This is a genomic window from Streptomyces sp. NPDC091377, from assembly GCF_044757045.1.
Classification (GTDB): Bacteria; Actinomycetota; Actinomycetes; order Streptomycetales; family Streptomycetaceae; genus Streptomyces.
On the sequence record NZ_JBIVUE010000005.1, the window covers coordinates 212,257 to 226,426 of the forward strand.

The following is a 14,170-nucleotide window of genomic DNA, read 5'->3' on the forward strand; positions in this document are numbered from 1 at the left end:
CACCCGTGGGAGAGCGGGCCCCGCCGCCGGGACGCCGACCGGCGTCACCAGGTCACGGGCAGCCTCAGCAGACTGCGCACCTGCATCCCGTCCTTCCATTCCAGGCTCGCCACCGGTACCGCGCACCGCAGTGCCGGGAACCGGGTGAGCAGGGAGTCGACGGCCACGAGCAACTCCAGCCGGGCCAGGGGGGCGCCGAGGCAGCGGTGGATGCCGTAGCCGAAGCCCAGATGCGGATTGGGCTCCCGGGCGGGGTCGAAGCGGTCGGGGTCCGCGAAGACCGTCGCGTCCCGGTTGGCGGAGGGGATCGCGGGCAGGACGGACTCCCCCGCGCGCACCAGGGTCCCGCTCAGTTCCACGTCCTCCCGGGCGTAGCGGGCGAAGGTGACATGGGAGATGAGCGGGACGTAGCGCAGGAGTTCCTCGACGGCGCCGGGGAGCAGCGCGGGCCGCTCCCTCAGCCGGGCCAGTTCCTCGGGGTGGGTGAGCAGTACGTGGAGGGAGTCGATCAGCTGGGAGGAGACCGTCTCATGGCCCGCGATCAGCAGGACGCTGGCCAGTTCGATCAGTTCCTGCTCGGAGAGTCGCTCCTCCTCGTCGCTGGCCTTGACCATGGCGCTGATCAGGTCGTCCTGGGGCTCGGCGCGGCGGCGTACCATGAGCTTGCCGATGTAGTCGTACAGCCGCCGGGTGTCCTCCTCGATCTCTTCCGGTGTCATCACGGTGGTCGCGGAGAAGGCGTCGAGCCAGCCGCGGAACTGCTCCCGGTCCTCGAACGGCACGCCCAGCAGATCGCAGATGACGGTGGCCGCGAACGGTACGGCGAAGCCCTCCATCAGATCGCCGGGGGCACCCGCCGCCTCCAGCGCGTCGATGAGGGCGCCCGCCTCCTGTTCGACGCGCGGACGCAGCCGCTCCACGCGGCGCACGGTGAACACCTTGGCCAGCAGCCGCCGCAGCCGGGCGTGGTCGTGCCCGTCCATGCCGAGGATGCTGGTGTGGATGGGCAGCGGGGTCAGCCGTGACTCGTCGTGCTCGGCGGCCAGGGCGCGGCTGAAGCGGGGGTCGCCGAGGATGGTCTTCATGTCGGCGTGCCGGGTGACCAGCCAGGCGTCCTCGCCGTACGGGCAGGAGACCCGCACCACGGGCTCCTCGGCGCGCAGACGTTCGTAGACCGGGTCCACGTCGAGGGCGACGGCCTCGTGGAAGGGGTAGGACGGCGGGGTCTGCGCGGTCGGTCGCTGGGGTGTGGTCCGCTCGGTCATGCGGTGCGTGCCTCCTGGAGTCGGTCGGTGCGGCTGATGAGGCTCTTGGGCCGCAGGTCGGTCCAGTGCTTGTCGACGTAGGCCAGGCACTCGGTGCGGGCGGCCGGGCCGTGCGCGGTGCGCCAGCCGGCCGGGACGGGGGTGAACGCGGGCCACAGACTGTGCTGTTCCTCGTCGTTGACCAGGACCAGGAAGACGGCGTCGGCGTCGTCCCAGGGGTTGCTCACACTCACAGGTGGTCCTTCCGTGGGGCAATGCGGTGCGGTGCGGTGCGGTGTGGAGGGGAGGGGAGGGGAGGGGAGGGTGCGGTGCGGGGTCAGGAGACCGGCGACGGCACGGGCAGGGGCTGCGGGAAGAAGCCGGTGCCGACGAAGTGGTCGATGTACGTCCCGAGCAGCGGGGCGTCCAGCGCGGGGAAGGTGATGCCCGAGTCCGCGAGTCCGGCCAGGGTGTTGGCGCGGTCGAAGCGGAGCCCGCCGAGCCGGGTGAGCGCGGGCAGGATGTCGGTGAGCAGTACCGCCGCGTCGAGTTCCGCCGTACCGGTGCGGGCGTGCTCGTGCACGGTGCGTGTCCACGCGTCGGGGCTCAGTCGGTCCAGCCGGTAGCCGCGGGCGCGCAGCAGGTCCAGGATGTCGGTGACCTCGACGGGGGTGGGGCAGACCAGATGGTGGGCGAGGCCCGTGCTGCCGGGGTGTCGGGAGAGGGCCACGACGGCGGCGGCGACGTGGTCGACGGGGACGAGGTCGACCAGCGGCGGGCCGAACGGGCAGGGCTCCGGGGTCGGTGCCGCGCCCACCAGCAGCATGGCGCGCACCAGATGCCAGAACACGTCCCGGTGGGAGCCGGCCCCGCTGCGGGTGTGGCCGCTGATCCGGCCGCAGCGGTACACGGTGACCGGGACACCGCGTTCACCGGCCGCCCACACCAGTTCCTCGGCCACCCACTTGCTGGCCGGATAGCCGCCCGGCATCACCTGCCGTGCCCGCAGTCGGCGTGACTCGGGCACGGGCCGCCCGGGGCCGTCCGCGTCCGGGTCCACGGCGACGGCGGCGGTGGAGAGGTGGTGCACGGGTGCCCCGCCGGCCCGCGCCGCCAGCCTCAGCACTTCCTGGGTGCCGGACACATTGGCGGGGCGCAGCAGGTCGTACGGGTCGACGGCGCTGACGCGGGCGCCGTTGTGGTAGATGGCGTCCGTCCGGCGGGCGAGGTGCTCGAACCGTTCGGGGCCCAGGCCGAGGAGGGGGCGGGTCAGGTCGCCGGGGACGGGCACGATCCGGCGCCGGGTGGCCGGGGTGGTGGTGAGTCCGTGTGCGGTGAGTCCGTCCAGGACGCGTCGCAGGGCCTGGGCCTCGGTGTCGGCCCGGACCAGGCAGTGGATGTCGGCGTCGGTGCGGTCGAGGAGTTCGCGGAGCAGGAACGCGCCGAGGAACCCGGTCGCTCCGGTCAGCAGGACGGCTTCGCGGCGGGCGGGGTCGGACGGCCGGGGTGCGGGCCGGACGGTGATGTCGGGGTCGAGTCGCGCGTCGGCCGTCAGCCGGTCGGGGCCGGGACCGGCTGAGCCGCCCGCACCGCCGGGACCGGCGGGACTGTCGGGGGTGTCGAGCACGGCGAGCAGCGCGCCCGGGGTCTGGTGCTCGAAGAGCGTGCGGACCGCCACGGTGACGCCCGTACGGAGCTGGATCGCGCTGATCAGCCGGGGCACCAGCAGGGAGTGCCCGCCCAGGTCGAAGAAGCTGTCGTCGAGGGTGACCTGTGGCACCTTCAGGACCTCGGCGAACAGGTCGCACAGCAGTCGTTCGCGTGCGGTGCGCGGGGCCCGTCCCGTCGGCAGGGCCGTGAAGTCGGGTGCCGGGAGGGCGGTCCGGTCGATCTTGCCGGTGCGGGTGACCGGCAGGGCGTCCAGCACCGTGACCACGGCCGGGACCAGATGGTCGGGGAGCCGGTCGGCCAGCCGGGCCCGCAGGGTGTGGCCGTCGGGGCGGGGGCCGGACGGGGTGGGGACGGCGTACCCGGCGAGCAGGGTGCCGCCGTGCCGGTCCGGGCGGGGTACGACCACCGCCTGTGCCACCCCGGGCAGGGCCTGGAGGGCGGCCTCGGTCTCGCCGGGTTCGACCCGGAAGCCCCGGATCTTGACCTGGTCGTCGGCGCGGCCGATGAACTCCAGCTCGCCGTCGGGGTTCCAGCGCGCCAGGTCACCGGTCCGGTACATCCGGCTGCCGGGCGCGCCGAACGGGTCGGCCACGAACCGGTCCGCGGTCAGGGCGTGGCGGCGCAGATAGCCGCGGGCCACCCCGGCCCCGGCGACGTGCAGTTCGCCGACCACGCCGGGCGGCACCAGGCACAGGTCGTGGTCGAGGACGTAGACGCGGGCGTTGACGGTGGCGCGGCCGAGGGGCGGGGTGACGGGGGCGGACAGCGCGCCGCTGAGGGTGGCGCACACGGTGGTCTCGGTGGGGCCGTAGCCGTTGAGCAGGCGCCGCCCGGGCGACCAGCGGCGGACCGTCTCGCCGGAGGACGCCTCACCGGAGACGATCATGGAGGTGAGGGACGGCAGCCGGGCGGGCTCCAGCACGCTGAGGGCGGCCGGGGGCAGGGTCGCGTGGCTGATCCGGTGCCGGGCCACCAGCGCGGTGAGCGCGGGGCCGGGCGCGATGGCCTCCGCGGGTGCCATGACGAGCGTCGCACCGGTCAGCAGCGCGCCCCACACCTCCCATACGGCGCCGTCGAAGGCGTGCGGGGCGAACTGGAGGACGCGGCTGTCCGCCGTCACCCCGAACCGGCGCCGCTGTGCCTCGACCAGCCCGGCGATGCCGGAGTGGGTGACCACCACGCCCTTGGGGCGGCCGGTGGATCCGGAGGTGTAGACGAGGTACGCGGGATGCTCGCAGGTCAGCGGGGCCTGTCGGTCGGCGTCGGTGACGGGGGCGCCGGAGCGGCCGGCCACCGCGCGCCGGACGGCCTGGGTGTCCAGCACGATCCTCGGCTGATCGAGGGTGTCGGGCAGGGCGGGCGCGGTGGCGGTGTCGGTGAGCAGGACGGCCGGGCGGGCGTCCTGTGCGACGAGCGTCAGGTGCGCGGCCGGGTGGGCGGGGTCCAGGGGGAGGTAGGCGCCGCCGGCCTTCAGTACGGCGAGGGCGGCGACGACCGCCTGGGGGGTGCGCGGCAGGGCGATGCCCACCAGGTGCTCCGGGCCGATGCCGTGGGCGATCAGTTCGCGTGCCAGTCTGCTGGAACGGCGGTCCAGTGTGCGGTAGTCGACGGTGCGGACCCGTCCGGTGCCGTCGTCGTGGCGCAGTGCGACGGCGCGCGGGGTGCGTCGGGCCTGGGTGCGGAACAGCTCCGGCAGGGTGCTGCGGGGTACGTCCTCGTCGGGCTGTCCGCTCCGGGCGAGCAACCGGGCGCGTTCCTCGGGCAGCACCACGTCGAGGGAGCCGAGTCGGCGCCCGGGGTCGGCGGTGGCCTCGGCCAGCAGCCGGGTGAAGCGGCTGAGCAGTTGCTCCACGTCGGTCCGGTCGAACAGGTCGGTACGGTACTCCGCGACCCCGGTCATGCCGTCCGCGCGCCGGTCGGGGCCGTGGCGTTCCTCCAGGCTGAGCGCGAGGTCGAGGCGGGAGGCCCCGGTGTCGGCGTGCCGTGGGGTGACGGTCAGTCCGGGGAGGTCCGGGGGGTGGCTCGGGGCGTTCTGGAGTGCGAGCAGCACCTGGAACAGCGGGTGCCGGCCGGGGCCGCGCGTGGGGGCCAGGGCGTCGACCAGCCGCTCGAAGGGCAGGTCCTGGTGGGCGTAGGCGGCGAGGTCGGCCTCCCGGACCCGGGCCAGCAGGTCGCGGAAGGCGGGGTTGCCGGAGGTGTCGGTGCGCAGGACCAGGGTGTTGACGAAGAACCCGACGAGGTCGTCGAGCGCGTGGTCGGTGCGCCCGGCCACCGGGGTGCCGATCACGATGTCCCGGCCCGCGCCGAGCTTGGTCAGCAGTGCGGCCAGCGCGGCGTGCAGCACCATGAAGACACTGGCGCCCCATTCCTCGGCCACGCGGGTCACCTGCCGGTGCAGGGGGGCGTCCAGGGTGAAGTGCACGGTGGCGCCGGGGCTGCCCGCCGCGGGGGTGGCGGTCGGGTTCCTTCGCGCGGTGGGCAGGGTCGTCCGCTCGGGCAGGTCGGCGAGTGTGTCGCGCCAGTGGTCGAGTTGCCGGGCGGCGGCGCTGTGCGGGTCGCCCTGGTCGCCGAGCAGGGCGCGCTGCCAGAGCGTGTAGTCGGCGTACTGGACCGGCAGCGGCGCGGGGTCCGGGGCGCGGCCCGCCCTGCGGGCGGTGTAGGCGGCGGCGAGGTCGCGCCACAGCGGGGCGAGGGACCAGCCGTCGCAGGCGATGTGATGGACCACCAGGGCGAGGACGTGCCGGTGCGGCGCGGTGCGCAGCAGCCGGGCGCGGACCGGCAGGTCACGGGCGAGGTCGAAGGGCGGACGCACCACGGCCGCGATCGCCGCGGTCAACGCGGACTCTCCGGTGACGTCGGTGATATCGGTGACATCGGTGCTATCGGTGACATCGGTGACGTCCGTGGTCCCGAGTCGGATGCGGGCCTCCGCGCCCTCCAGCACCCGCTGGTAGGGCACCCCCGCGACCTGGGGGAAGACGGTCCGCAGGCTCTCGTGCCGGGTCAGTACGTCGGTGAGGGCCCGCTCCAGGGCGGTCCGGTCCAGCGGGCCTTCGAGGTCGAGGACCAGCGGCACATGGTAGGCGGGGCCCACGTCGTCCAGTTGGCCGAGGAACCAGAGCCGGCGCTGGGCGTAGGACAGCGGTACGCGCTCGGGGCGGTCCGCCGTGGTGAGCGCGGGGCGCTGTCCGGCCGAGGCGAGCCGTACCGCGTCGGCCAGTCCGGCGACCGTGGGCGTCTCGAAGACACTGCGCACCGGCAGTTCCACGCCGAGCGCCGCGCGGAGCCGGGTGCTGAGCCGGGTGGCGGAGAGCGAGTGGCCGCCGAGTGCGAAGAAGCTGTCGTCGATGGTGACCTCGCCGACGCCGAGGATCGCGGCGAACAGTTCGCACAGCAGCCGCTCCAGCGGATCGCGCGGCGGCCGTCCGTCCGGGTCCGTGCCCGCGCCGGGCTCGGGGAGCCGCTGCCGGTCGACCTTGCCGTTGGCGGTCAGGGGCAGGCTCTCCAGCACGACGGTCGCGGCCGGCATCAGGTACTCCGGCAGCCGGTCGCCGAGGTAGGCGCGGACGGAGGCGAGCAGCGCGCCGGTGTCGCGGGCCCGGGCCGGGGCGTTGACCAGCGAGGTCAGGGGGGCGCCGGTCGCCCGGGGCGCGGTGGGGCCGGGGGTGCCCGGGGGGCGGGTGGTGAGGGTGATGTCGAGGGTCTCGGGTGCGGTGGCCGACCAGACGGCGGAGGCCCGCATCCCGAGGGCGTCGGCGAGGTGGTGGAAGTCCTCCAGATCAGGCGGCTCGGGCACGGCCGGGGGCTCGGGCGAGTGCGTCCGCTCGGGCGAGGCCGGGGGCGCGGGCGGGTGCGGCGGCTCGGACGAGGCCGAGGGCTCGGGCGAGTGCGGCGGCTCGGGCGGGTGCGGCGGCTGGGGTAATCGACCGGCGTGGGCGTGGGCCCCACCGTCCACCCGGCCGTCCACCCGGCCGTCCGTCCGGCCATCCACCCGGCCATCCGTCCGGTTATCCGTCCGGTCCCCTCGCTCGTCCGTCCGGACGTCCCCTCGCGATTCCCCTCGCTCGTCCGCCAGGGTCCGTATCGCGTGGTGGACGGACCGGAGCCGGGCGTCGGGGACTCCGGTCACCCTGACCTCGCCCGTTCCGGACCGCCCCGACCGACCGGCCAGTTCGGCGAGGTCGGCGAGGGTCGCGAAGTCCCGCCCGAGGGCGAGTTCCCGGCCCTCGGACGGCACCGGGACCGGAACCGTGCCCGGGGGGCCACCCGCCTTGCGCAGCACCACGTCGTACCGGTAGCGGGTCAGCTCATTGACGTACCGGCCCCGCTTGACCCGTACCTCACTGCCGATGGCCTCGGGCAGGGCGGCGGCCAGTTCGGTGAAGAAGGCGGGGTCGACCAGCAGTTCCTTCTCCCGGACCAGGCTCTGCTCCACGGCCGCGCACAGGGCCGCGCCCTCGTGCGGCCCGTCGGATCGGTGCAGGTGGACGTCCGTGTGGAAGGTGCGCAGCAGTCGCAACTGCCGTACGTCGCCGACGAACACGGCGCCGCCGGGGGCCAGCAGGTCCATCGCCGCGGTGAGGACGTCGGCGAGGTAGCCGCCGTCGGGGAAGTACTGGGTGACCGAGTTGACGACGACGGTGTCGAAGAAGCCGTGCGGGAGTTCCCCGGTGCGGTCGGCGGGCAGGGCGCGCAGTTCGACGCGGCCGGCCAGGTCCGGGTCCTTGCGTACGTGGCTCTCCAGCGCGGCGACGGCCTGGGGCGAGAGGTCGGTGCCCCAGTAGGTCTCGCACTCGGCCGCCAAGCGGGCGAGCAGCAGGCCGGTGCCCACGCCGATCTCCAGCACCCGGCGGGGGCGGAGTTCGCGGATCCGGGTCACGGTCGCGTCCCGCCACTCGCGCATCTGCTCCGGTGGGATGGGCCGTCCGTCGTAGCTGCTGTTCCAGCCGGAGAAGTCCTCGCCGAAGGGGGCTCGGGCGGTGTCCTGGTAGAGGGTGTCGTAGATCCGCCGCCACTGGGAGACGGGCTCGTCCTCGGCGCCGGGTCTCGCGTCCGGGTCGGGTTCGGCGGGGACGACGTAGGCGATCAGCCGCTGCTGGCCGGCGCGGTCGGGGCGGGCGACGACGGTGGCCCGCGCGAGGTCGGGGTGGGTGCCGAGGACGGCGGTGACCTCGCCGGGCTCGACCCGGAAGCCCCGAATCTTGACCTGGTCGTCGCCGCGGCCGACGAACTCCAGTGCTCCCTCGTGGCCACGGCGTACCAGGTCGCCGGTGCGGAAGAGACGGGCGCCGGGTGCGCCGTGCGGGTCGGCGACGAAGCGCTCGGCGGTCCGCGCGGACTGCCCCCAGTAGCCGCGGGCCAGGCCCGAGCCGCCGAGGTACAGCTCTCCCGTGCCGCCGGGCGGGACCGGACGCAGTCGCGCGTCGAGCACATGGGTGCGCATCCCGGCCATGGCGGTGCCGATCGGGACCACCGTGCCGAGGGCGGTGGCGTCGCTGACGCGGTGGCAGGTGGCGAAGGTGGTGGTCTCGGTGGGGCCGTAGCCGTTGACGACGGCGGTGTCCGGGCAGGCGGCCAGGACCCGGCGCACGGCGGGGGCCGGGACCTCGTCGCCGCCGGTCCACACCTCGCGCAGTCCGGCGAAGCACGCCGGGTCCTCCTCCGCGAGGACGGCGAACAGCCCGGCCGTCACCCACATCGCGGTGACGCCGTACCCGGTGACGGCCTCCGCCACCGTGCGGGCGTCCGGTTCGGCCGGTGCCACCACCACGGCGCCGCCGGTGAGCAGCGGCACCCACAGTTCGTAGGTGGAGGCGTCGAAGGCGTGTGGTGAGTGGAGCAGCATCCGTCGGTGCGCGCCGCCGTGCCAGGCGCGGTCCTCGGTCAGGCCCACCACGTTGCGGTGGGTGACCGCGACGCCCTTGGGGGTGCCGGTGGAGCCGGAGGTGAACATGACGTACGCCAACTGCTCCGGATCCACGGTGCTGTGCGGGCCGTCGGAGGCCCGCCCGGTCCCGGGGTCGGTGGGGAGGCGGTCGGCCGGGGGCACCGCGACGGTGTGCCGGCCGGCGGCGGCCGATGGCGGCGGCGCCCCCTCGGCCGTCAGCAGCAGCCCTGCGTCCGTGCGGTCCAGCAGCGACGTGAGGCGCGCGGTCGGCTGTCGGGGGTCCAGCGGCAGGTAGCAGCCACCGGACCGGGCGACCGCGAGCAGGGCGACGACCAGTTCCGCCGAGCGGTCGAGCAGGACGCCCACGACGGACTCGCGGCCGACGCCCTCGGCCGTGAGCCGGTGGGCCAGAGCGGCGACCCGGGCGTCCAGTTGGCGGTAGGTCAGGGTGAGTGGGCCGCTGATCAGGGCCGGGGCGTCGGGGGTGCGCCCGACCTGTCGGGCGAACGCCCGGGGAAGGCTCAGGTCGGGCACGTCGGGCACGTCGGGCACGTCGGGCACGTCGGGGTCGGCCGACGCGCCGTGGGCGGCGGGGGTGGCAGGGCGGTGCTGTTCGGCGGGATGCACCTCGGGTCGTTCGGCAGGACGTTCGGCGGGGCCCTCGGGAAGACGCCCCGAAGGGTGCGGGACAGACACGTGCACGGAACTCCTCTGCACTCCTGGCGTGGGGACGGACCAGACGGACTGGGGCACAGGTTGCTCGAAGACGCGCGGCGAATCGTGTCAGAGAATGTCGGGACCGCGTATTGCCATAGTCATGTTTTCGGCTTTTCTCGCGCACATAGCGTCACGGATCGGCAACCCTGCGCAACGCCGCTGGTGTGCAGGCCGGAGCGCTTGCTTCCGGCACCGGGGGACGGGTCCCGCCCGGCCACGGAGCGCTTCAAGTTCGGTATCCGTTCGACTACTCGGGGTGCACGACATTGGCCGGAAGCCGCGCCCGTCCGTCTCGGTGGCCGACCAACCTTCGGCAAAGCACGGCCGTGGGCCACGCCTCGGTGAGACGATCGCGCGCCTGGCCGGACCCCGTTCGCCGAGATTCCGTACCGCGAGAAGGAGATCCGATGGATGCCCCAGTCCCCCACCGTTCCACAGCCGCCTCCAGCACCACATCCACGGCGTCAGCCACAGGCAGGACCACGACCGGCGCCTTCCGCCCCGACACGGGCGTCATCGCGGAGATGATCGGCCGCCCGATGCGTTTCGACTCCCCCGGCTACCCGCCCGACGCGACCTACGCCGAGGTCGCCGCCGACCGGGTCCGGCGCGCCTGGCGGAGCCTCGGGCTCACCGGTGAGAGCCATGCCTCGGTGCTCGCCCTGCTCCAGGAGTTGACCCAGCCCTGGGGTGGCCGCCCCGTCGGCACCCCTCCCGAACGCGCCGGCTGGGTCGCCATCGACGGCTCGCCGTTCGAACCGTCCGTCGCCTGGGCCGGTGACCAGGCCGGGGTCCGGCTCTCCCTCGAAGCCCCCGGTGACGGCACGGCGTTCTCCCGGATGCGGGACGGGATGGCCTTCACCCGGCGTCTGGCCGGACGCCCCGGTGTCTCGCTCGACCGGCTGCTCGCCATCGAGGACCTCTTCATCGACGAGGACCCCCAGGGCTACTTCACCCTGGCCCACGCGGTGGCCTGGCGACCGGGCGCGGATCCCGAGTACAAGATCTTCCTCAACCCCGCGGTGGCGGGCCGGGAACGGTCCGCGCAGCGCACCGCGCGGGCCATGCGCACCCTCGGTCTGCACACCCCCTGGCAGGCACTGGCGAACCACCTCGGCGGCGAGTTCGGCCCGGCCCACGAGCCGGTGGCGATCGCCCTGGACCTGACCGGCGGCCCGGACTTCCGCGCCCAGCTCTACTTCGCGCACTCCGGTGTCGGTCCGGCCGACATCGACGCCAAGGCCGCCATCGCCCGCGACCACGTCCCCGGCCTGTTCACCCGGGCGCTGGAGCAGATCAACGGCCCGTACGGCACGGCGGCCTGGCGGCGCAAACCCCCCGTGACCACCTTCACCCTGGACACCCGCCACGATCTGCCGAGCGCGACGGTCTACGTCCCGCTCATCCCCGTGCACGACCACGACGCCGCCGCCCGGGACCGCGTGGCCGCCTTCCTGCGCTCCGAGGGCTCCCTGTCGGCCGACCCCTACTCCAAGCTGCTGGACGACCTCGCCGACCGCCCCCTGACCGAGTCGCTCACCCAGAACTTCATCTCCTACCGGGGCGGGGACACCCCGCGCTTCTCCGTCTACCTCGCCCCGGGCCTGTACCGCGCGACGCCCTGACCACGATCCCCGGTGGCGGCGCACCAGGGTCTGTCGTTCGGATCAGCCCGGCCATGAGAAACGGTGCTGCTCGGTCGGCCGACGCCGGGATGATCCGAACGACGGGCCCTAGCCCTGGTGCAGCCACCAGAAGGACGCCGGGTGGAAGTGGCGGGTCACCCCGAGCCGCCGCCACAGGGGAGCGAGGATCTGCCGCAGTTCGGGGTCGGCGTGGACGAAGGCGTTCGGGAGCTGGACGTCGAACCGCTCGGGTGCCGCGGTGAGCAGCGCGGCCAGCAGGTACTGCTCGGAGTAGAGCCGCCAGCGCCAGGACGCGGGATAGTCGGCCGGGAGCATGATGTCGTGGACCTGGATCAGCACACCGGGCTTGAGCCTCGGGAGCAGTTCGAGGAAGAAGACCATCACGTCCGAGCCCATGTGGAGCCGGTGCGAGCCGTCCAGGAAGAGGATGTCGCCCGCCTCAAGCTCCGCGAAGACGGTGTGGTCCGCGTCCTGGAGCGGCACGCGGAGCACGACGTCGCAGAGATGGTCGACGTACGCCCTCGGCTGTGGGTCGATCGAGGTGATCCGGGTGTTCAGCCCCAGGTCGGAGACGGCCTGTCGGGCGAACTTGGTGGAGTTCCCGGAGCCGACCTCCACATACCGGGCCGGTCTGCGCTCGGCGAGCATGCCGTAGAGGGAGAGCGCGTCCAGCGGGGGGAGCCAGGTGTTGCCCCAGTAGGCGGTGGCCGCCTTCTCCACCCCGCGCAGCGGGATCCGGGCGAGCGCGTCGGCATGGTCGAGGAAGCCGGTCAGCCGCTTCGCGTAGCACGGCCGGTTGTCTTCCAACAGCCGCCTTACCGCGCCCAGTTCGGCACGGGGCTCCGGGGTGCGCACATGGTCCAGGAACACCGGCCGGGCGAGGCCGGTGGCCCACATCAGCAGTCCGAAGGCGGTGGGCCGGCTCTCCAGCCGGTCCAGCCCCCGTTGGAGCGCGGGGAACCGCTCGAAGAGGGTGAGGGAAGGTTCACGTACGGCGGTCGGGTTCGGAGCGCGCAAGGCGAGGGGCCCTTCGGTCGACGACACGGCCGGGACGACGTACTGGCGGTGATCCTTCCCCGGGCAACACCGCCACTATCCCTGCACCCACGCCCCGCGTCCGGGTTCAGTCGGTGAAGTCCACCCCGCTCCCGCGTCGGGTCCGGTCGACCGACAGGCTGAAGACGTCGGGGCGGCCGTAGTGGCCCGCGAGGTCCAGGTCCAGGGCCTCCTCGTAGCGGCGGCCCGTGTCGAGGCGCGCCGTGATGAGCCGGGCCTCGCCGAGGACGGGCTCCACGATCCAGGCGCCGTCGGGGCCGACGACGCTCGAACCGCCGGTGAAGAGCAGGCCGCTTCCCGGCGCGTCCGGGCCCACTCCGGCCCGGTAGGCGGCCAGCAGATCGGCGGGGACGTCGTCGGTGGACAGCACCAGGCCCGCCGACACCACGAAGCAGCGGCCCTCCAGGGCGTACGAGCGGGCGGCGATCACATGGCTCTCCGGCATGTCGGGCCAGGCGGCGACATGGATCTCCTCGTGCTGTGCGTGCAGCGCGTGGCGGGCCAGCGGGTGGAAGTGCTCCCAGCAGACCAGCGAGCCCACCCGGCCGGCCGGGGTGTCGACGACCCGCAGCCCCGCTCCGTCCCCGGCCGCCCAGACGATCCGTTCGGTGTGGGTGGGCGTCAGCTTGCGGTGCACGTTGAGGGTGCCACCGTCCGGGCCGATGGTGAGCAGGGAGTTGTAGAGGGAGCCGGAGGACGGCGCGGCCCGCTCGTTGAGGCCGAGCACGACCGTCACCCCGTGTTCCCGGGCCGCGGCCCGTACCGGGGCGAGGGCGTCGTCGCCCCCGGGGTCCAGGACGGGGCTCTGCTCCAGCAGCCGGGCGTGCCAGTGCCGCGCCTCGGCGTCCCGCCAGCCCGCCAGCCCGAACACCCACGCCGGGTAGCAGGTGAGCCAGGTCTCGGGGAAGACGACGAGGTCCGCGCCCGCCCGGGCGGCCTCGGTGATGTGGGCGGTGGCCCGGCGCAGCGACTCGTCCAGGTCCAGCAGGGCGGACGGCTGCTGGACGATGGCGACGGTGGTGGTCATGACCGCTCCTCCGCGGGGCGTGCGTACAGCGCGGGGCGCCGGTCCGCGTGGACGTCGTTGCGTTCGCTGATGGCCTTGTCACGGGCCGCGGCCAGGTCGACGGTGGCGGTGAGCACCGCTTCCTCGCCCAGCCGCAGCGGGGTCACGGGATAGCCGTCGGCGTCGATGACCGCGCTGCCGCCGAGCCAGTCCTGGCCGCGTTCCGTGCCGGTCCGGTCGGCGACCGCGACGAACATGCGGTTCACGGAGGCGTCGGCCTGGACGCGGACGATCTCGCCGGGCCGCTCGCCCTCCGGGCGCGGGTAGAGCGGCCAGTTGACGGGGCCGCACAGCAGTTCCGCGCCGTCCAGGGCGGCGCGCCGCACCCACTCGGGGAACTCCAGGTCGTAGCAGACCATGAACCCGATGCGGCCGTACGGGGTGTCGACGACCGGCGGGGATGTGTCGCCCGGGGAGAAGCCCCAGGTCTTCTCCCCGTTCCACAGGTGGGCCTTGCGGTAGGTGGCGCGCAGTCCGGTCGGGTCGACGAGGGCCGCCGCGTTGTAGACGTGTCCGTCCTCGCCGCGTTCCGCGAAGCCGCCGACGACGACCAGGTCGTGGCGGGCGGCGAGGGCCTCCCACTCCCTCAGCGTGGCGCCGTCCAGCGGCTCCGCCACGGCCCGCAGTTCCTCCGCGTCGGCGAAGACGTAGCCGGTGGCGGCCAGTTCCGGCAGGACGACGACCCGCGCGCCGCGTCCGGCCGCCGTCTCCACCGCGGTACGGATCCGCCGCCGGTTGCCCTCGGTGTCGCCGACCCGGGGGGCGATCTGGCACACGGCGACGGTGACCTCGGCGCTCGGGGCGCCGGGGGCCGTGGATGCCATGGAGGCCGTGGATGCCAAGGGTGCCGTGGGGTGCGGCTGCCGGGGCGTCGGAGACTGCT

Annotated in this window: 7 protein-coding genes; 1 reads left to right on the forward strand and 6 read right to left on the reverse strand. The window is 74.2% G+C overall.

All coding sequences use genetic code 11. The features are described from left to right. Positions 1–44: 44 nt before the first annotated feature. From ACIQNG_RS13425 to ACIQNG_RS13435, 3 genes are all read right to left on the reverse strand, one after another. A complete protein-coding gene (locus ACIQNG_RS13425) occupies positions 45–1,265 on the reverse strand; it encodes a cytochrome P450 (RefSeq protein WP_401484710.1) in 1,221 nt (406 codons plus the stop codon). Next, positions 1,262–1,492 (reverse strand): MbtH family protein, encoded by a 231-nt coding sequence (locus ACIQNG_RS13430; RefSeq protein ID WP_401485101.1) that lies wholly within the window; start codon positions 1,490–1,492, stop codon positions 1,262–1,264. Before ACIQNG_RS13430 ends, ACIQNG_RS13425 begins: the two co-directional genes overlap by 4 nt. An 89-nt stretch (positions 1,493–1,581) precedes the next feature. Further along, the gene (locus tag ACIQNG_RS13435; RefSeq protein ID WP_401484712.1) at positions 1,582–9,498 is read right to left on the reverse strand and encodes an amino acid adenylation domain-containing protein; all 7,917 of its coding nucleotides are present in this window, start codon (positions 9,496–9,498) and stop codon (positions 1,582–1,584) included. A 428-nt stretch (positions 9,499–9,926) separates the two neighbouring features. Between ACIQNG_RS13435 and ACIQNG_RS13440 the strand changes: the two genes are divergently transcribed. Continuing rightward, positions 9,927–11,144 (forward strand): hypothetical protein, encoded by a 1,218-nt coding sequence (locus ACIQNG_RS13440; protein ID WP_401484714.1) that lies wholly within the window; start codon positions 9,927–9,929, stop codon positions 11,142–11,144. 108 nt (positions 11,145–11,252) lie between these two features. Here the strand turns inward: ACIQNG_RS13440 and ACIQNG_RS13445 are convergent, their stop codons facing one another. The 3 genes from ACIQNG_RS13445 to ACIQNG_RS13455 form a co-directional block, all read right to left on the reverse strand. Beyond that, positions 11,253–12,182: a class I SAM-dependent methyltransferase gene (locus ACIQNG_RS13445; RefSeq protein WP_401484716.1), complete on the reverse strand. Its 930-nt coding sequence runs from the start codon at positions 12,180–12,182 to the stop codon at positions 11,253–11,255. Positions 12,183–12,288: 106 nt separating this feature from the next. After that, on the reverse strand, positions 12,289–13,248 hold the full coding sequence (locus ACIQNG_RS13450) for a carbon-nitrogen hydrolase family protein (RefSeq protein ID WP_401484718.1): 960 nt from the start codon (positions 13,246–13,248) through the stop codon (positions 12,289–12,291). Continuing rightward, on the reverse strand, positions 13,245–14,111 hold the full coding sequence (locus tag ACIQNG_RS13455) for a nitrilase family protein (protein ID WP_401484719.1): 867 nt from the start codon (positions 14,109–14,111) through the stop codon (positions 13,245–13,247). The genes ACIQNG_RS13450 and ACIQNG_RS13455 overlap by 4 nt, the downstream gene beginning before the upstream one ends. Positions 14,112–14,170 lie beyond the last annotated feature (59 nt).

Excerpts from the sequence above, each read along its gene's own strand:
- ACIQNG_RS13425 (WP_401484710.1), bottom strand. The coding sequence starts at position 1,265 with ATGACCGAGCGGACCACACCCCAGCGACCGACCGCGCAGACCCCGCCG.
- ACIQNG_RS13440 (WP_401484714.1), top strand. The coding sequence starts at position 9,927 with ATGGATGCCCCAGTCCCCCACCGTTCCACAGCCGCCTCCAGCACCACA.
- ACIQNG_RS13450 (WP_401484718.1), bottom strand. The coding sequence starts at position 13,248 with ATGACCACCACCGTCGCCATCGTCCAGCAGCCGTCCGCCCTGCTGGAC.
- ACIQNG_RS13455 (WP_401484719.1), bottom strand. The coding sequence starts at position 14,111 with ATGGCATCCACGGCCCCCGGCGCCCCGAGCGCCGAGGTCACCGTCGCC.